Annotated in this window: 12 protein-coding genes; 2 read left to right on the top strand and 10 right to left on the bottom strand. The window is 71.7% G+C overall.

Going from position 1 to position 18718, the window contains the following annotated elements; translation table 11 throughout:
• Positions 1-6: 6 nt before the first annotated feature.
• The 5 genes from ffh to ACGH52_RS27650 form a co-directional block, all read right to left on the bottom strand.
• Positions 7-1557, bottom strand: a complete 1551-nt coding sequence (gene ffh, locus ACGH52_RS27670) for a signal recognition particle protein (protein ID WP_121702585.1) — start codon at positions 1555-1557, stop codon at positions 7-9.
• Positions 1558-1695: 138 nt separating this feature from the next.
• Positions 1696-4158: a [protein-PII] uridylyltransferase gene (locus tag ACGH52_RS27665; RefSeq protein WP_399943199.1), complete on the bottom strand. Its 2463-nt coding sequence runs from the start codon at positions 4156-4158 to the stop codon at positions 1696-1698.
• A 26-nt stretch (positions 4159-4184) separates the two neighbouring features.
• Positions 4185-4523, bottom strand: coding sequence for a P-II family nitrogen regulator (locus ACGH52_RS27660; protein ID WP_003973409.1), 339 nt, complete (start codon positions 4521-4523; stop codon positions 4185-4187).
• The gene (locus ACGH52_RS27655) at positions 4520-5866 is read right to left on the bottom strand and encodes an ammonium transporter (RefSeq protein ID WP_059300801.1); all 1347 of its coding nucleotides are present in this window, start codon (positions 5864-5866) and stop codon (positions 4520-4522) included. The genes ACGH52_RS27660 and ACGH52_RS27655 overlap by 4 nt, the downstream gene beginning before the upstream one ends.
• A gap of 392 nt (positions 5867-6258) precedes the next feature.
• Entirely contained in the window at positions 6259-7761 is a 1503-nt protein-coding gene (locus ACGH52_RS27650; protein ID WP_059300800.1) for a hypothetical protein, read from the bottom strand.
• A 445-nt stretch (positions 7762-8206) separates the two neighbouring features.
• Between ACGH52_RS27650 and ACGH52_RS27645 the strand changes: the two genes are divergently transcribed.
• A complete protein-coding gene (locus ACGH52_RS27645; protein WP_399943194.1) occupies positions 8207-8878 on the top strand; it encodes a bifunctional DNA primase/polymerase in 672 nt (223 codons plus the stop codon).
• A 469-nt stretch (positions 8879-9347) separates the two neighbouring features.
• On the opposite strand, the gene ftsY is transcribed toward ACGH52_RS27645, so the two are convergent.
• A complete protein-coding gene (ftsY, locus tag ACGH52_RS27640; RefSeq protein WP_076976509.1) occupies positions 9348-10556 on the bottom strand; it encodes a signal recognition particle-docking protein FtsY in 1209 nt (402 codons plus the stop codon).
• Positions 10557-10740: 184 nt separating this feature from the next.
• On the opposite strand from ftsY, the gene ACGH52_RS27635 reads away from it, so the two are divergent.
• Complete coding sequence (locus ACGH52_RS27635; RefSeq protein WP_399943191.1) at positions 10741-12192, top strand: cytosine permease; 1452 nt, start codon at positions 10741-10743, stop codon at positions 12190-12192.
• 148 nt (positions 12193-12340) lie between these two features.
• Here the strand turns inward: ACGH52_RS27635 and ACGH52_RS27630 are convergent, their stop codons facing one another.
• From ACGH52_RS27630 to ACGH52_RS27615, 4 genes are all read right to left on the bottom strand, one after another.
• Positions 12341-13759: a sugar porter family MFS transporter gene (locus ACGH52_RS27630; RefSeq protein ID WP_121702583.1), complete on the bottom strand. Its 1419-nt coding sequence runs from the start codon at positions 13757-13759 to the stop codon at positions 12341-12343.
• Between the two features lie 194 nt (positions 13760-13953).
• Positions 13954-17508 carry a chromosome segregation protein SMC gene (gene smc / locus ACGH52_RS27625; RefSeq protein ID WP_399943187.1) on the bottom strand — a complete coding sequence of 1185 codons (3555 nt, stop codon included), beginning with the start codon at positions 17506-17508 and terminating at the stop codon, positions 13954-13956.
• 256 nt (positions 17509-17764) lie between these two features.
• Positions 17765-17977, bottom strand: coding sequence for a hypothetical protein (locus tag ACGH52_RS27620; protein WP_003973418.1), 213 nt, complete (start codon positions 17975-17977; stop codon positions 17765-17767).
• Between the two features lie 379 nt (positions 17978-18356).
• The gene (locus tag ACGH52_RS27615) at positions 18357-18638 is read right to left on the bottom strand and encodes an acylphosphatase (RefSeq protein ID WP_076976505.1); all 282 of its coding nucleotides are present in this window, start codon (positions 18636-18638) and stop codon (positions 18357-18359) included.
• Between the last annotated feature and the right edge of the window lie 80 nt (positions 18639-18718).

The raw sequence follows: 18718 nt of genomic DNA, 5'->3' as shown, positions 1-18718 counted from the left end.
GGGCGGTCAGCCCATGAACTTCTTGAACTCGTCCGGCAGCTCGAAGTCCTGCCCGCCCTGCTGCGGCAGCCCGAGGGCGCCCCCGCTCTGCGCGGCGGCGGCGCGACGGGCGGCCTCCTCCTGCTCCTGCTGCTTGCGCTTCATCGGGTTGCCGGAGCGCTGCTTGCCCTTGGCCTTCTTCTGCTGCTTCTTCTGCCGGCCCGGCCCGCCGCCCATGCCGGGCATCCCCGGCATCCCGGGCATGCCGCCGCCCTGAGCCATGCGGGACATCATCTTGCGGGCCTCGAAGAACCGCTCCACGAGGGACTTGACCGCGCTGACCTCGACACCGGAGCCCTTGGCGATACGGGCCCGGCGCGAGCCGTTGATGATCGTCGGCTCCTGGCGCTCGGCCGGGGTCATCGACTTGATGATGGCGGCCGTGCGGTCGACGTCGCGCTCGTCGAGGTTGTTGATCTGGTCCTTCATCTGGCCCATGCCCGGGAGCATGCCGAGCAGCTTGCTGATGCTGCCCATCTTCCGGACCTGCTCCATCTGGGCCAGGAAGTCGTCCAGGGTGAAGTCCTGGCCCTTCTTGGACGCCAGCTTGGAGGCCATCTTCTCGGCCTCTTCCTGGCTGAACGTCTTCTCCGCCTGCTCGATCAGGGTGAGCAGGTCACCCATGTCGAGGATGCGGGAGGCCATCCGGTCAGGGTGGAAGGCGTCGAAGTCGTCCAGCTTCTCGCCGTTCGAGGCGAACATGATCGGCTTGCCGGTCACCGAGGCGATCGACAGGGCCGCACCACCGCGGGCGTCGCCGTCGAGCTTGGAGAGCACCACGCCGTCGAAGCCGACGCCGTCGCGGAAGGCCTCGGCGGTGTTGACCGCGTCCTGACCGATCATCGCGTCGACGACGAAGAGGATCTCGTCCGGGGAGACCGCGTCGCGGATGTCCGCGGCCTGCTGCATCAGCTCCTGGTCGATGCCCAGGCGGCCGGCGGTGTCGACGATGACCAGGTCGTGGACCTTGGACTTGGCGAACTCGATGGAGTCCTTGGCGACCTTGACCGGGTCGCCCACGCCGTTGCCCGGCTCGGGGGCGTAGACCGCGACACCGGCGCGCTCGGCGACGACGCTCAGCTGGTTGACGGCGTTGGGGCGCTGGAGGTCGCAGGCGACCAGCAGCGGCGAGTGGCCCTGCTCCTTGAGCCAGTGGCCGAGCTTGCCCGCGAGGGTGGTCTTACCGGCACCCTGGAGACCGGCCAGCATGATCACGGTCGGCGGCTGCTTGGCGAAGCGCAGACGGCGGGTCTCACCGCCGAGGATGCCGACCAGTTCCTCGTTGACAATTTTGAGAACCTGCTGGGCGGGATTCAGCGCCTTGGAGACCTCGGCGCCCAGGGAGCGCTCCTTGACCTTCTTGATGAAGGCGCGGACGACGGGGAGCGCCACGTCGGCCTCAAGCAGCGCGATGCGGATCTCGCGGGCCGTGGCGTCGATGTCCGCCTCGGACAGCCGGCCCTTGCCCCGGAGGGATTTGAAGGTGGCTGACAGGCGGTCGGAGAGAGTATCGAACACGGCGGCGTAGGTCCTCGCGTCGGCGTTGGTGTGGGTCGCCCTCCAGGGTATCCGGCCCGGCAAGCGATTCGTCCCTGCCCGCCGCACCTGCCCGACGCGGAGAGCGGTATTCCGGGACGGTATGACGCGTCCCCGAGGTCACGCCCGCAGCGACTCCTCCAGCTCCCGGGCCACCGACGCCGCCTCGTCCCCCGGCAACGGCACCTTCTCGCCCCGCGTCACATAGAACGCGTCCACCGCGTTCGCCCCCAGCGTCGACACGTGTGCGCTCCGCACCCGCACGCCCGCCGCCTCCAGTGCCCGCCCGAGCCGGAACAGCAGCCCCGGCGCGTCCTGGGCGCGGACCTCGATCACCGTGGCCAGCCGGGACGCGGCCGGGGCGACGGTGACCCGGGGCGGGGGCGGCTCCACGCCCCGGCGCCTGGGATGGGCGGCGTCCCGTTCGGCGAGCCGTGCGGCGATGTCCAGGCTGCCGTCCAGGGCCCTGACCAGGTCGGCGCGGAGCCGGGCGGCCTGGGGCAGGGAACCGTACTGGGCGGCGACCCGCCAGTCGAGGAGCAGGACCGAGCCGTCGACGCCGTCCGGCAGCGGAAGGGAGCGCAGCTCCGCGGTGCGGACGGTCAGCCGGTGCAGGGCCAGGACCCCGGCCACCGCGGGCAGCACGCCCGCCTGGTCGGGCACGGCGATCAGCAGCTCGACGCCGAGGGGCTCGGGCCCGTCGGCCGGGGAGGCGTCGGCCCCTGCCGAGTCGGCGGGCGGCTCCGTCTGGGCCCGCAGCGCCAGGACCGGACCGCCCGTGCGGAAGGCCTCGACCGCGAGCCGCTCCTGCTCCGCGGTGGGCGCGGCGGCCGCGGGTTCGGCCTCCGGTTCACCGGCCAGCACCCCGGCGACCCGTTTCACCAGGTCGGCGACGAGGGAACCGCGCCAGGACGACCAGGCGGCGGGCCCGGTGGCCAGCGCGTCCGCCTCGGTCAGGGCGTGCAGCAGCTCCAGGGTGTGTTCCGTGCCGACCGCCTCCGCGACCGCGCGCACGGTGGCCGGGTCGTCCAGGTCGCGCCGGGTGGCGGTCTCCACGAGAAGGAGGTGGTGGCGTACGAGGGTGGCGAGGACGGCGGCGTCCGTGCGGTCGAAGCCGATGCGCGTGGCGACGTCCCGGGCGATGGTCTCGCCGGCCACGGAGTGGTCGCCGGGCCAGCCCTTGCCGATGTCGTGCAGCAGCGCGGCGACCAGCAGCAGGTCGGGGCGGTGCACCCGGCGGGTGAACCCGGCGGCGCGGACGGCGGTCTCGATCAGGTGCCGGTCGACGGTCCACAGGTGCACGGCGTTGCGCTGCGGGCGGCAGCGGACCCGTTCCCAGTCGGGCAGCAGCCGGGTGACCAGGCCCTCGGCCTCCAGTGCCTCCCAGACCTGCACCGTGGGACGGCCCGAACCCAGCAGCGTCACCAGTTGCTCACGCGCCTCGGCGGGCCAGGGCGTGGGCAGGGGGCGCGCGGTGGCCGCCAGGCGCCGTACGGCGTGCAGGGAGAGCGGGAGCCCGGCCTGCGCGGCGGCGGCCGCGGCACGCAGCGGGAGCCCGGGATCGCGTTCGGGGCGTGCGGTGCGCGCGAGCACCACCTCGCCGTCCTGCTCCACGACGCCCTCGGCGAGCGGGGAGCGCTCGGCGACGGGCTTTCCGCCGTTCATCATGGCGCGCAGGCGCGGCCGCACGGAGCGCGAGCGCAGCACGCGCCCCACTTCGCGCCAGGTGACGTCGCCCGCGTAGGAGATGACGCGGGCCGCCTCGTACACCTGCCGCAGCAGGGCGTCGGCGTCCAGCAGGCCCAGCTCGGCCGCCACCTGGTCCTGTTCCTGCAAGGCCAGCCGGTCGGTCGCCCGGCCGGTGGCCAGGTGGAGGGCGTCGCGTACGTCGAGCAGTCTGCGCCGGGCCTCGGCGAGTCCCTCGCGCGGGGCGTCGGCGAGCCAGGAGGCGGCGACGGCGCGCAGGGCGGTGGCGTCGCGCAGGCCGCCCCGGGCCTCCTTGAGGTCGGGTTCGAGCAGGAACTGCAGCTCGCCCTGGCGTTCGGCGCGCTCGGCGCACAGGTCGCGGAGTTCGGGGAGGCGTTTGGGGGCCTGGTTGCGCCAGTCGGCGAGGACGGCGGTGCGCAGGGAGGCGGTCAGGCCGAGGTCTCCGGCGAGGTGGCGGGCGTCCAGGAGGCCGAGTTGGACTTTCAGATCCTCGCCCGCGGTCTTCCGGGCCTGCTGCGGGGTGCGTACGGAGTGGTCGAGGTCGAGGCCGAGGTCCCAGACCGGGTACCAGAGGCGGTCGGCGAGTGCGGCGACGGCCTTGTCGTCCCGGCCGTCGTGCAGCAGGAGCAGGTCCAGGTCGCTGCGCGGGGACAGCTCGCCGCGCCCGTAGCCGCCGACCGCGACGAGCGAGACCCCCGCCTGTCCCCCGGTGCCCGTGCCGAAGAGGCCCGCCAGCCAGTCGTCCGTCAGTCCGGCCAGCGCCCTGCGGCGCGGCGACCCGGACCGCGCCCCCTCGGTGAGGAGGCGCAGCCGGGCCGCCGCGTAGCCGCCGGGTTCCGAGCCTTCTGCTTCTTGCGTCACGTCCGTGCTGGTCACCCGGCGGCTCCTGTTCGTTGGTCGTGTCAGAGCGCGTCGGGTCCGCGCTCGCCGGTCCTGACCCGTACGGCCGTGTCGACCGGGACCGCCCAGACCTTGCCGTCGCCGATCTTGCCGGTGCGGGCCGCCTTGACCACGACGTCGATCAGCTGCTCGGCGTCGTCGTCCTCGACCAGGACCTCGATGCGGATCTTGGGTACGAGGTCGACGGTGTACTCGGCACCCCGGTAGACCTCGGTGTGTCCGCGCTGGCGGCCGTAGCCGCTGGCCTCGGTGACGGTCAGGCCGTGGACCCCGAAGGCCTGGAGGGCCTCCTTGATCTCGTCCAGCCGGTGTGGCTTGACGACGGCGGTGATGAGCTTCATGCGTCCACCTTCTTGCTCGGGGCCGACGCTGCCGCGGAGGCGGCCGGCGTGGCGGTCGTCCGGGCGGCACCGCCGCCGGCGCCGCTGAAGTCGTATGCGGTCTCGGCGTGCTCGGCCTGGTCGATGCCGGCCACCTCGACGTCCTCCGGTACCCGCATGCCGATCGTCTTGTCCAGCAGGAAGGCGAGGACCGCGGAGACGACCAGGGAGTAGGCGAGGACGCCGAAGACGCCCGCGCACTGCTTCCAGAACTGGTCGAGGCCGCCGCCGTAGAAGAGGCCCTCGACGTCGGACTGGCCCTTGCCGCTGGCGAAGAAGCCGATGAGCAGCGAGCCGAGGATGCCGCCGACGAGGTGGACGCCGACCACGTCGAGGGAGTCGTCGTAGCCGAACTTGTACTTCAGGCCGACGGCCATGGCGCACACCACTCCGGCGATGAGGCCGACGGCGATCGCGCCCAGCGGGGAGACGGCGCCGCCGGCGGGGGTGATGGCGACCAGGCCGGAGACGGCGCCGGAGGCCGCGCCCAGGGTGGTGAAGGCGCCGTGCCGGATCTTCTCGTAGGCGAGCCAGCCGAGGATCGCGGCGCCGGTGGCGACCTGGGTGTTGACGAACATCAGCGCGCCGACGCCGTCGTCGTTGCCGAGCCAGGAACCGGCGTTGAAGCCGAACCAGCCGAACCAGAGCAGGCCGGCGCCGAGCATGACCAGCGGGAGGCTGTGCGGGCGCATCGGGTCCTTCTTGAAGCCGACGCGCTTGCCGATGACGAGGATCACGCCGAGCGCCGCGGCACCGGCGTTGATGTGCACGGCCGTGCCACCGGCGAAGTCGATCACGCCCAGTTCGAAGGCCCAGCCGCCCGCGCCCCACACCCAGTGGGCGACGGGGAAGTAGACGATCGTCGCCCACAGGGCGATGAACAGCGCCCAGGCCGTGAACTTCACCCGGTCGGCGAGGGCACCGCTGATCAGGGCGGGGGTGAGGACGGCGAACATCAGCTGGAAGACCAGGAACACGAAGACGGGGATGGTGTAGCCGTCCCACAACTCGGTCAGGCCGATGTTGCTCAGGCCCACCCAGTCGGAGTTCCAGCCGACGACGCTGCCGGAGTCGGTGCCGAACGCCATGGAGAAGCCGTACAGCACCCACAGGACGGTGACGATGCCGAGGCTGATGAAGCTCATCATCAGCATGTTCAGGGTGCTTTTGACGCGGACCATGCCTCCGTAGAAGAAGGCCAGGGCCGGCGTCATGAGCATCACCAGGGCGGAGCAGATGAGCATGAAGCCTGTGTTGGCGGCAGAGAGCTCCGTCTCTGCGGCGAGCGTGATGGCTGGAGCCATCGGCGTCTCCTCGTCGTTGGTACGGCCCCGTGCGGGCGAAGCCTGGGCGGGCGGGTGAGGGGTGGGCCGGTTATGCGCCATGAGATTGGCGCAGCGCGGTTTCCGTGGAAGCCCCTCGTTGTTTCGCCGCCGTGACGAAGGCGCCGTGCGTGTTACGCGTGGGTGAACGGCCGGTTCGCGGGCCGGGGTCACGGATACCGTGACGCGCCCTTACCGACGACGGCCCCCACCATCAATTGAGCAACCCCCACGGCGAGCAACCACCTCCGCGAGAGCGGCGCCGGCTTAGGCGCAAAGGACAGTCCGGCCGCGGCGGCCTCCGAGTGACCTGGCATGGGGGAGCCGAGTCGGGCAGTTCGGGAGGGCCGGCCGCGGCCGGGGCTGGTGGGGGTTCAGACCGCTTCGGCGGTCTCCGGCAACTCGACCGCGAGCCGTTGGGTGAGGTCGACGACCTCGCCGAGGTCGCCGAAATCGCGTACGGCCGTGTCGACGGTCTTGCGGATGCGGGTGTTGACGCGTTCGGAGCGGACCTTCTTGGCGATGCCCATGGCCTCGACGGCCAGGACGGTGCTCTCCTCCGGTTCGCGGCGCAGCAGGTGGACGGTGGCCATGCCGATCAGGTTCAGCGCGTAGGAGCGCTGGTGTTCCTCGTCCTTGGCGAACAGCTCCACGGCACGGCGCATCAGGGGGTCGGCGAGGGAGGCGTAGGTGGGGCTGCGACCGGCCACGTAGGCGAGGTCGCGGAAGGAGTGGCTGTTCTCCCCGTACAGCTCGGCCTCGGAGAAGAAGCGGATCCAGTCGGGGTCCGGCTCGTCCCACTCGTCGGCCTCGGCGAAGATGTCCTCGGCCATGCGCACCGCGCGCTTGGTGCGGCCGGGCTGCCCCATGTTGGCGTAGGCGCGGGCCTCCATCGCGTACAGCATCGACTGGGTGCGGGGGCTGGCGCAGTCCCGGCTGCCGTACTGCGCGAGGTGGATCAGCTCCAGGGCGTCGTCGGGCCGGCCGAGGTGGATCATCTGGCGGCTCATGCTGGAGAGGATGTAGGAGCCGAGCGGCCGGTCCCCCGCCTCCTTGGCGGCGTGCAGGGCGAGCACGAAGTACTTCTGGGCGGTGGGCTGGAGCCCCACGTCGTACGACATCCAGCCGGCCAGCTCGGCCAGCTCGGCGGCGACCTTGAAGAGCCTGGCGCGGGTGGCCTCCGTCTGGGGCTCCTGGAGCAGGTCGGTGACCTCGTGCAGCTGGCCGACCACGGCCTTGCGGCGCAGACCGCCGCCGCACTGGGCGTCCCAGCGGCGGAACATCACCGCGGTGGACTCCAGCAGGTCCAGCTCCGGCCGGGACAGGCGCCCACGCGCGCGGGTGGTGGGTGCCGCGGGCTCGCGTCCGGCGGCCGACGGACCGGCGGAGGGCGTGGGGACGAGCCAGCGCTGCATGGGTTCGATGAGGGACGGGCCCGCGGAGAGGGCCAGCGAGCTACCGAGGAAGCCGCGCCGCGCCAGCATGAGGTCGCTGCGCGAGAACTCGCTGAGCAGGGCCACGGTCTGCGGGCCCGTCCAGGGGAGGTCGACGCCGGTCGCGGAGGGCGTGGGGCGGGTGGAACGCAGGCCCAGGTCCTCGACGGAGACGACGACGCCGAAACGCTCGGAGAACAGCTCGGACAGGATCCGCGGGATCGGCTCGCGGGGGTTCTCCCCGTCGAGCCAGCGGCGCACGCGTGAGGTGTCGGTGGAGATGTGGTTGGCGCCCAACTGGCGGGCCCGGCGGTTGACCTGGCGGGCCAGCTCGCCCTTGGACCAGCCGCTGCGAGCGAACCAGGAGGTGAGCAGCTCGTTCGGGCGCTTGTCAGCGTGCGACGCGCTCCCCGCGCTCGTACCGCTTCCGCCGTTGCCACTCACTGGAACGCCCCCATCCCTGAGACCACCTGTCGCCGAGTGCGCCAAGCCCTATCAGAATGCCGGTGGTTACGGCCCTCCGTCCGGCGGTTGGCACCCTTCGAACGGAAAGCCGGGTTGCCTCCGGCATACCCACAAGTGCATGTGCCCCAAGGCTCCATGCACACAAAGTAGTCCTACGATCACTCGCCCAGCCATGGCGATTGCGGAATCGCCACCATTCGCCACCCCTTCGAATGAACTCGCGGTGGCCGGGGCGCGATTCACTTGACATAGGCCAACCGGGAGTCGGTGCAACGGTGCACACCAGGGCGTGCACCGCCGGACGCACCACCCGGAGTGCTTCCGGACGCTGTCTGAACCGTGCCGGATTGGGGAGTTGGAAGCAGAGAGTCACGTTTCACGTCCGCTGCGTAACCGCCGCTGCGTCGGACCCGTTGGAGGGGGCATGGGCTTCACGATCGGCATCGGCAGCAGTCGGGGCATGCGCGAGATCCGGTCCGGCGCACGCCGCCGCGGCCGCGCCTCGGAGTGCACCGTGGTGGCCGAGTTCACGGGACTGTGGGGCTGGGACGTGGTGCCGGGCGCCCGGACCGCTCAGGGCGCCTGCTCGTGCGGCCTGGCCGACTGCCCGGCGCCGGGCGCGCACCCCCTGGACTTCGCGCCCCGGGTGCCCGCGGGGGCGACCCTGGGCGAGGCGACCGAGGCCTGGGCCCGGTTCCCCGGCGCGGCGGTGATGCTGGCGGTCGGGCGGACCTTCGACGTGATCGAGGTGGCCGAGTCCGCCGGGCTGCGGGCGCTGGCCCGGCTGGAGCGCATGGGCCTCCCGCTCGGTCCGGTCGCGGCCACCCCGCAGGGCCGCGCCCACTTCTTCGTCGCCCCGGGTGCCGCCGCCGAGCTGCCCCGGCTGCTGTACCGCATGGGCTGGGACGATCCGTCGGCCCTCGACCTCTGCGGCCTCGGCCCCGGTACGTACATCACGGCCCCGCCCTCCGACCGCGGCGGCCGGGGCCCGGTGCGCTGGCTGCGGCCCCCCGCCCTCGACTCGGCCACGAAGCCCCCGGCGGCACGGCTGCTCCTGGGCACCCTCGCGTACGTCGCCCACCGGTCCCGGGCGTAGCGCCCACCCGGTCGCCCGCACGCCGCATCGCACCCGCCTCCGGCCGAGAGCACCGACCCCGCCCACAGGCGCGCGCCGCGCGCCTTGGTGCCCGCCACCCGGCGGACACGGGCGGCTGCACGGTCCACCGCACCTCGGCACGCGCCGGGCCGCCCCGGCGCGCGTACACGCTCAAGCCGCCGTCACTCCCGCGCGCGACCGCCACCTCTCCGTCCGTGTACGGCGTGCCGCGCCCGTCCGGCCGCTCGACATCGGGCGCGGCCGGCGTCACGTCACGGCCCGCCTTCCCCACATCTGTGGGCTCTCTGCACGGTCGCGCCCCGGCGCGTGCGCCGACACGGCATCGTCACCACCGACACCGTCACCCCCCCCAGCACCCGCCCGCTCCACACGGCGAAGCGCCCGTCTCCCGGTCCGGGAGGCGGGCGCTTCTCGCGCGGGTGCGGGCGCGGGGCGCCGGCAGACGGCGTCACTCGCCGATGAGGGCATCCACGAAGGCCGCCGGCTCGAACGGCGCCAGGTCGTCCGCGCCCTCGCCGAGCCCGATCAGCTTGACCGGCACGCCCAGCTCGCGCTGGACGGCGACCACGATGCCGCCCTTGGCCGTGCCGTCGAGCTTGGTGAGGACGATGCCGGTGATGTTCACGACCTCGGCGAAGACCCGGGCCTGGATCAGACCGTTCTGGCCGGTGGTGGCGTCGAGCACGAGGAGCACCTCGTCCAGCGGCGCGTGCTTCTCCACGACGCGCTTGACCTTGCCCAGCTCGTCCATGAGGCCGGTCTTGGTGTGCAGGCGGCCGGCGGTGTCGATGAGCACGACGTCCGAGCCCATCTCCTTGCCCTCCTTGACCGCGTCGAAGGCCACGGAGGCCGGGTCGCCGCCCTCGGGCCCGCGCACGGTGTGGGCCCCGACGCGCTCGCCCCAGGTCTGGAGCTGGTCCGCGGCGGCGGCGCGGAAGGTGTCGGCGGCGCCGAGGACGACGCTGCGGCCGTCGGCCACCAGGACGCGGGCGAGCTTGCCGGTGGTGGTGGTCTTGCCGGTGCCGTTCACCCCGACGACCATCACGATGCCGGGCTTGCTCGTGGCGGGCTCGGTCTTGACCTCGCGGTCCATGTCGGGGCCGACGAGGGTGATCAGCTCCTCGCGCAGCAGGGTGCGCAGCTCCTCGGGCGTGCGGGTGCCGAGGACCCTCACCCGCTCGCGGAGCCGCTCCACCAGCTCCTGGGTGGGCTGCACGCCGACGTCGGCGGTGAGCAGCGTGTCCTCGATCTCCTCCCAGGTGTCCTCGTCGAGGTGCTCCCGGGACAGCAGGGTCAGCAGGCCCTTGCCGAGGGCGTTCTGCGAGCGGGAGAGGCGGGCGCGGAGCCGGACCAGTCGGCCGGCGGTGGGCTCGGGAACCTCGATCTGCGGGATCTCGAGCTCTTCGACGACGGGCGGCTCCTCGACGGTGGCGGTGCCGCCGTCCGGGAGGTCGACCTCCTCTATCGTCCGGCGCGTTTCGTCGCGCGGCGTCTCGGCCTCGTCGCCGACGTGCGGCTCGGCCGGAGGGGCGGTGATGTCGGGCGTGGCGGGGGGCGGCTCAGGCAGCTGCTTCTTGCGGCGGCTGCCGACGACCAGCCCGCCGAGCGCGCCGATCACGACCACGGCGATGACTACAGCAAGGATGACGATTTCCATAACGGGACCAGTATGCGCGACCGGCGGCACGGCCCCTCGCTGGCGACCACTCGTGGTTTCCGACAAAGGACAAAGGCCCCTGGAGGGAATGAGTCGGAGCAAAGTACGATGGAGAAGGCCGCGTCAACGCGCGTAGAGTCCCGACCGCCCCCCTCTTCCCACGATCGAGGCACGGACCCCCCACATGAGCAAGACCGCCGAGAACGAAGGCGCCCTGGAGACCCGCGGCATCGAGCAGGTGCCCGACCACGAGCGCACCGCCCGGACCCGCGAGCTGTTCCCGACCTGGGTCGGCGCCAACATCAGCGTGCTGCTGCTCACGATGGGCGCGAGCCTCGTCGTGGCGTACCGGCTCAACTTCTGGCAGGCCCTGGTCGTCGCGGCCGCGGCGCCCGTCGTGTCGTACGGCCTGGTCGGTCTGATCGGCATCGCCGGCAAGCGGGGCGGCGCTCCCGGGATGGCGCTGTCCCGTGCCGTGTTCGGGCAGCGGGGCAATCTGCTGCCGGGCTCGCTGATCTGGGTCGCCCGCTGGGGCTGGGAGACGATCAACGCGGTGACCGGTGCCTATGCCGTGCTCACCGTCCTGGACATCGTGTTCGGCATACGCGCCAACAGCGTGCTGGACCTCGTGACGCTGCTCGTCTTCGTCGTGGCGACGTTCGCGATCTCCGGGCTGGGTATCACCGCCGTGCAGAAGTGCAACAAGTACGCGGCGTATCTCTTCGGCGCCTTCTCGGTGCTGGTGCTGGGCTATCTGGTCGTCGACACCGACTGGTCCGCGGTGTTCGACCGGTCCGCCGGTTCGGTGGCCGCGATGATCACCGGCGTCGGCCTGATCGCGGCCGGAGGCGTCAGCTGGATCCCGTCCGCGCCGGACTTCACGCGGTATCTGCCGCGCACGGCCTCCTCGAAGGGGATCGTCGGGGTCACGGTCGGCGGTGCGGGGATCGTCGTGCTGCCGATGGTGCTGATGGGCGCGGTCATGGCGGTCTCCACGCCGGACCTGGCCTCGGCCGCCGACCCGGTCTCCTTCCTGGGCGAGATCCTGCCGACCTGGATCGCCGTGCCGTACCTGCTGATCGCGCTGATCGGCATGCTCCTGATCAACTCGATGTCGATGTACTCGGCGGGCTTCACCGCGCAGACCCTGGGCTTCAAGGTCCCGCGGCACTGGGCGGTCTCGGTGAACGCGGTGATCTCGCTGGTCTTCGGCGGCGTGCTGATGCTGGTGGCGACGAGTTTCATGGGCTCGTTCATCGCCTTCCTGTCGCTGCTCGCGGTGGCCTTCTCCGCATGGGTCGGCGTGTTCGGCGCGGACATGCTGCGCCGCCGGGAGTACGACGGCGAGGCCCTGGCCGACACCGGCCGCACCAGCGCCTACTGGTACCGCGGCGGCTTCTCCCCCGCCGCCGTCGCCGCCTGGGCAGTGGGTCTGGTCGCCGGTCTGATGTTCACCACGTCCGACTGGTTCACCGGCCCGCTCGCGGCGAACAACGTGATCGGCGAGTACGGACTCGGCTGGGTGGCCACCGTGGTGATCTCCGGCCTGCTGTACGTCGTCCTGCCGAAGCCCGCGGTGGTCGTCCCGGCGGCGCCCGTGGAACCGGCCGCGGAGCACGAGACCGTACGCGTCTGACACCACGGGTTCCGCGGCGGCTCGGAGCCGTGCGGACGCTCGACGACACCGCCGCCCCGCCCGGTCAGTGACCGGGCGGGGCGGCGGACGGTACGGGGAGAGGGGCAGCGGGGACTTGGCCCTCCTCCCCGGGCTCGGGGCGGGCGGGTCAGCCCATCTCCTCCAGGGCCTTGCCCTTGGTCTCCTTCACGAACTTCAGCACGAAGGGGATGGAGAGCGCGGCGAAGACCGTGTAGATCACGTAGGTGCCGGAGAGGTTCCACTCGGCCAGCGACGGGAAGCTCGCGGTGATGGCCCAGTTGGCGATCCACTGCGCGGAGGCGGCCACGCCCAGGGCGGCGGCGCGCAGCCGGTTGGGGAACATCTCGCCGAGGAAGACCCAGACGACCACACCCCAGGACAGGGCGAAGAAGAGGACGAAGACGTGGGCGGCGATCAGGGCGACCCAGCCCTGGGTGGCCGGGAGCTTGCCGTCGACCAGGTCGAAGGAGAAGGCCCAGGCCTCCAGCGCCAGTCCGATCACCATGCCGACGGAGCCGATCAGGGCGAGCGGCTTGCGGCCGACGCGGTCCACGAAGATCATCGCGATCACGGTGCCGATGATGTTGATGATCGACGTCGTGAACGAGTAGAAGAAGGAGTCGGTGGGGTCGACGCCGACCGACTGCCACAGCGTCGAGGAGTAGTAGAACGCGACGTTGATGCCGACGAACTGCTGGAAGACCGACAGGCCGATACCGATCCAGACGATCGGCTTGAAGAAGAAGCTGCCGCCGAGCAGCTCCTTGAAGCTGGCCTTCTCCTCGCGGTGCATCGCGTGCTCGATCTCGCCGATGCGGGCGTCGAGGTCGACCTCCTTGCCCTCGACCTCTTCGAGGATCTTCTTGGCCTTCTCGTGCTTGCCGACCGAGATCAGGAAGCGGGGGGACTCCGGGATGGCGAAGGACAGCAGGCCGTACAGGACGGCCGGGATCACCATGACGCCGAGCATGACCTGCCAAGCCTCCAGGCCCATCAGCTCACCGCGCTGGTCACCACCGGCGGCGTTCAGCAGCCCCCAGTTGACCAGCTGGGAGACGGCGATGCCGATGACGATCGCGGCCTGCTGGAAGGAGCCGAGCCGGCCGCGGTAGGCGGGCGGGGACACCTCGGCGATGTAGGCGGGGCCGATCACCGAGGCCATGCCGATGGCGAAGCCGCCGATGACACGCCACATCGCCAGGTCCCACAGCGCGAAGGGCAGCGCGGAGCCGATGGCGCTCACGGTGAACAGGACCGCCGCGATCTGCATGCACCGGATGCGGCCGATGCGGTCGGCGATGCGGCCCGCGGTCGCGGCACCGATGGCACAGCCGATCAGCGCGATCGCGATGACCTGCGCCAGCACCGCCGAACCGACGTCGTAGCGGTGCCGGATCGCCTCGACCGCGCCGTTGATCACGGAACTGTCGTAACCGAACAGGAAACCGCCCATCGCGGCCGCCGCCGCGATGAAGATGACGTGCCCGAGATGATCGGGATGAGCCGTCCTGGCTCCTGAACTGGGTGCCTGCGATGTGCTGGCCACGTGTACTCCTCGGGCTACCGGCAACGCTGCCGGGGCGGTTCTCTCTTCGAGGTACCGATGAAGGGACCTGAAGGTAAAAGCAACGTTGCAGAGACTATGCCTTCAAGTTTCGAAGTCAATAGGGCGAGACGTGTGAGTTTGGAGATGCGGAGCGAGGTTACTCATTCAAGAGTTGAAGCTAACTGCTGTCGGAACTACCGCAACCGCTGACTGATGACCTTCGACACACCGTCGCCCTGCATGGACACGCCGTACAGCGCGTCGGCGACCTCCATCGTGCGCTTCTGGTGCGTGATGACGATCAGCTGCGAGGCCTCCTGCAGCTCCTGCATGATCCGGATCAGCCGCTGCAGGTTGGTGTCGTCGAGCGCGGCCTCGACCTCGTCCATCACGTAGAACGGGCTCGGCCGGGCCTTGAAGATCGACACCAGCATCGCCACCGCGGTCAGCGAACGCTCCCCGCCGGAGAGCAGCGAGAGCCGCTTGACCTTCTTGCCCGGCGGCCGGGCCTCGACGTCCACACCCGTGCTGAGCATGTTGTCGGGGTCGGTCAGGATCAGCCGCCCCTCACCGCCCGGGAAGAGCCGGCTGAAGACGCCCTCGAACTCCCGGGCCGTGTCCCGGAAGGCCTCGGTGAAGACCTGCTCGACGCGCTCGTCGACCTCCTTGACGACCTGGAGCAGGTCGGCGCGGGTCTTCTTCAGGTCCTCCAGCTGCTCGCTGAGGAACTGGTGCCGCTCCTCCAGCGCCGCGAACTCCTCCAGGGCCAGCGGATTGACCTTGCCGAGCTGCTGGTAGGCGCGCTCGGCGGCCTTCAACCGCTTCTCCTGCTCGGAGCGGACGAACGGACGCGGGCGGTTGCGCGGGTGCTCCGGGTCCTCGGGGAGCACCTCGCCGTCGGCGGGGGGCGAGGGCGGCACCTCTTGATGGGGGCCGTACTCGGCCGCGAGCCCCGCCGGTTCCACACCGAGTTCCTCCAGCGCCTTGGTCTCCAGCTGCTCGATCCGCAGCCGTTTCTCGGCGCCGAGTACCTCGCCCCGGTGGACTGAATCCGTCAACTTGTCCAGCTCCGCCTTGAGGTCGCGTCCGGCGGTGCGCGCGGCGGTCAGCTCCTGCTCGCGCCGGGCCTTGGCGGCCTCGGCGAGGGCGCGTTCCTCGTCGGCGCGGGTCAGCGAGACCTCGACGTGGGCGAGCAGCTGCCGGGCGCCGGTGGCGACCGCCTCGGCGACGGCCGCCTCGTGCCGCAGCCTGGCCCGCCGCTGCTCGGCACGCGCGCGTGCCTCGCGTTCGCCACGGGCGGCCCGGTCCAGGGAGTCGGCCCGTCCGGCGAGCCCCTTGACCCGCTCCTCGTGGGTACGGACCTGGAGCCGGGCCTCCATCTCGGTCTGGCGGGCGTTGGCACCGTCGGCGGCGAGCCGGTCGCGCACCGAGGTGTCGGGCTCCTCCTCGACCGGCATCTCCTCCGCCACGGCCAGCCGCTCGGCCAGTTCCTCGACCTCCGCGAGTGCCTTGTCCAGCGCCTCCTGCGCCCGCTCGGCCGCGGCGGCGGACCGTTCCGCCTCCCCGGCGGCGCCGCGTGCCTGTCCCGCGAGCCGGCCCAGCTGCTGGGCGACGGACGACTTCTCCCGGTCGGCGGCCCGGCGCCGCTCCCCCAGCTCCTCGACGAGCGCGGCGCACTCCCGGCGCCGTGCGGCCGCCGCGTCCTGCGCCGCGGCCAGCTCCTCGGACCGCACACCCAGCTCCGCCAGCTCGGCGGCGGCCTGGTCCACGGAGGCCTGCACTTCCAAGAGGCTGGGCGCCCCGGCGGACCCGCCCTGCGCGAAGTGGGCGCCCAGCAGATCGCCCTCCGCGGTGACGGCGGTCAGTCCGGGGCGGGCGTAGACGAGGTCCTCGGCGTCCTCCAGGGTGGCGACGACGACCATCCCGCGCAGCAGCCGCCGTACGGCGGGCATGAGGTCCGCCGGTCCATGGACCAGGTCGGCCGCGTACGGCGGTCCGTCACCGCGCGTCTCGTGCGGTACGTCGTCGGGGGCACCGGCCAGCAGCAGGGCGGCCCGGCCGGCGTCCTGCTTGCGCAGCAGGCGGATGGCGTCGGCGGCGGCCGCCGGGGAGGTCACCGCGAGGGCGTCGGCGGCGGCACCGAAGGCGGTGGCCAGGGCCGCCTCGTGGCCCGGGGTCACGGTGAGGAGTCCGGCGGCGGGGCCGAGCAGGCCGGTGAGCCGGTCCTTGGCGGCGAGCAGTGCGCCGGTGCCGTCCTTGCGGCGCAGGCCCAGGGCGAGGGCCTCGCGGCGGGCCTGGGTGGCGGCGCGCTCGCGTTCGGCGGCGGTGGCCGACTCGCGGGCGGTACCGAGGGCGGTCTCCGCCTCGGCCAGCTGCCGCTTGGCGGCGTCGTGCCGCTCGGCGAGTTCCTGGTCGTCGGCGTCGAGTCCGTCGACCTCGGCCTGGAGGGTCTCGTACTCCTCCTGGGCGGCGGCGGCCCGCTCCCGCGACGCGTCGCGGGCCTCGGCCAGCCGCTCGATCTCGGCCTGGGCGGAGGCCGCGCGGGACCGGGCGGCGCCGACCTGGCCGCTCAGCCGGGCCAGGCCCTCGCGGCGGTCGGCGATGGCGCGGGCCGCGTCCTTCAGGCGGCGCTCCTCCACGGCCAGTTCGCGTTCGAGGTCGGCGCGGTGGGCGACCGTGTCCTCCAGGGCGTGTTCGGCCGCCTCCAGGGCCGCTTCCAGTTCGGCCTCCTGCTCGCGGACGCGGGCGGCCTCGCGCTCCAGTTCCTCGGGGTCGCGGCCCCGGCGCTCCTCGGGCGGCGCGGAGGTGGCGCTCTTCACGCGGGCGTCGGCCAGCGAGATCGTGCCGCGGACGCGTTCGGCGAGCTGGGACAGTTCGTACCAGGTCTGCTGGGCGCGCTGGAGGCGCGGGGTGAGCCGGCGCACCTCCTCCTCCAGGTCCGCCTCGCGGCGCAGCGCCCGGCCCAACTCCTGCTCGGCGGCCTCCTTGCGTTCCTTGAGCGCGGCCTCGTCGGCGATCTCGGCCTGGAGCGCCTCGCGCATCCGCACCAGGTCGTCGGCGAGGAGCCGGAGCCGGGCGTCCCGGAGGTCGGCCTGGATGACGGCGGCCCTGCGGGCGACGGCGGCCTGCCGTCCGAGGGGCTTCAGCTGGCGCCGCAACTCGTCCGTCAGGTCCTGCACGCGCGCGAGGTTGGCCTGCATCGCGTCCAGTTTCCTGAGCGCCTTCTCCTTGCGCTTGCGGTGCTTGAGGACGCCTGCGGCCTCTTCGATGAAGGCCCGGCGGCCCATCGGGTCGGCGTGCAGTACGGAGTCGAGCTGGCCCTGGCCGACGATGACGTGCATCTCGCGGCCGATGCCGGAGTCGGAGAGGAGTTCCTGGATGTCGAGGAGGCGGCAGGTGTCGCCGTTGATCTGGTACTCGCTGCCGCCGTTGCGGAACATGATCCGCGTGATGGTGACCTCGGCGTACTCGATGGGCAGGGCCCCGTCGGAGTTGTCGATGGTCAGCGACACCTCGGCCCGGCCGAGCGGCGGGCGGCCGGTGGTGCCGGCGAAGATGACGTCCTCCATCTTGCCGCCGCGCAGCGACTTGGCGCCCTGTTCGCCCATGACCCAGCTGAGCGCGTCCACGACGTTGGACTTGCCCGAGCCGTTCGGGCCGACGACACAGGTGATGCCCGGCTCGAACCGGAGCGTGGTCGCCGAGGCGAACGACTTGAACCCGCGGAGGGCCAGGGCCTTCAGGTGCACGCCGTCGGACTTTACCTCTCGGGTGTGTCTCACTCCACGAACCGGTGAACCGTCGCGGTTTCACCAGTGAACGTGCAGGGCACATCAGACGTTGAAGAGGGTGAAAGGTTGCGCGGGGACGGACTCGGCGGGCGGGACGGGGGCGGGAAAGAAAGAAGGGACGCCGAAGCGTCCCTTGCAGACTCAGACTCTGACACCTGAGCGGTTGTACGGGCCGGCCCAACCACTGCTGTGCCGTGGTGGAGCGATGGAGTGATCAGGTGAGCGCAGGCTCCGCCTGGTGTGCGTCAACGCTCTCCATGCTCTCCATGATCCTGTCGTGAGAAGCGGCAGCCGCCAGCGCGTCGTTCTCCGCCTGGATTCGTCCGAGCTCGGATTCCAGGTCCTGGACGCGCTGCTGGAGCCGTCGCATCTCGGCGAGGAGTCGAGGGTCGGAGCCGCCGACGTAACCGAGAAGCGCCTTTGCCATGATGGATGGTCCTCCACAATGAGTGACCGACCGAAGCGGTGTGGGTCGTAGGGGATTCGCACCCGCGGTGCTTGGCACTATGGAGTTTTTACTGCCGTTCAACCATGCCAAACAGCTAAGGTGCGCGGGGCTTTCAGCGTCTCACCAAAAAGTTTGACGGTCAACACGATCACGCCCCGTATTGGCGGGCGCCCGGGGGCATGCGGCCGGGGAACGGCGACGCTGCGACTCCTGCGGGCCCCTCGGGGCGTGGCGATCATTCTGCGTGCGGAGCCTGCCACGAGCGGCCGCCCTTGGCAACCACCTGCCCGTTTTCACCCGGGCCACCCCTGCGGGGAGGGTCGTTCCCGGCACCCGCGGGACCTCGCGCGGCGGGCCGTCAGCGGATGGCGAAGCCGTCGTAGCCCCCGCGGGGTGTGTCCCAGATCTCGGTGACTCCGTCCACGCGTCCGGGCGTGTCGTCACCGCGCAGCCATTCGAGCAGACCCTCGCAGCGCTCGCGCGGGCCCTCCGCGACGACCTGGACGCGGCCGTCGCCCAAATTGAGAGCAAAACCACTCATCCCGCCGAGCTCCAGTGCCCTGGCCCGCGTGAACCAGCGGAAACCCACGCCCTGGACCTGTCCGCGCACCCACGCGACCAGCCGTACATCCTCGCTCATGACTGCAACCTAACCAGTCAATGTCTCGCGGGACACTTCACCCCCTGGCGCCATGCGGTACCGTCCCGACCCAATGAAAC

The organism is Streptomyces sp. BBFR25 (genome assembly GCF_044590125.1).
Taxonomy (GTDB): Bacteria; Actinomycetota; Actinomycetes; order Streptomycetales; family Streptomycetaceae; genus Streptomyces; species Streptomyces canus_D.
The sequence above is the reverse complement of the archived record's forward strand: the minus strand, read 5'-3'. Positions and strand labels throughout refer to the sequence as shown.

Bases quoted from the DNA above. Each gene is read 5' to 3' on its own strand.
- ACGH52_RS27660 (WP_003973409.1), bottom strand. From the start codon at position 4,523: ATGAAGCTCATCACCGCCGTCGTCAAGCCACACCGGCTGGACGAGATC.
- ACGH52_RS27655 (WP_059300801.1), bottom strand. From the start codon at position 5,866: ATGGCTCCAGCCATCACGCTCGCCGCAGAGACGGAGCTCTCTGCCGCC.
- ACGH52_RS27645 (WP_399943194.1), top strand. From the start codon at position 8,207: ATGGGCTTCACGATCGGCATCGGCAGCAGTCGGGGCATGCGCGAGATC.
- ftsY (WP_076976509.1), bottom strand. From the start codon at position 10,556: ATGGAAATCGTCATCCTTGCTGTAGTCATCGCCGTGGTCGTGATCGGC.
- ACGH52_RS27635 (WP_399943191.1), top strand. From the start codon at position 10,741: ATGAGCAAGACCGCCGAGAACGAAGGCGCCCTGGAGACCCGCGGCATC.
- ACGH52_RS27620 (WP_003973418.1), bottom strand. From the start codon at position 17,977: ATGGCAAAGGCGCTTCTCGGTTACGTCGGCGGCTCCGACCCTCGACTC.
- ACGH52_RS27615 (WP_076976505.1), bottom strand. From the start codon at position 18,638: ATGAGCGAGGATGTACGGCTGGTCGCGTGGGTGCGCGGACAGGTCCAG.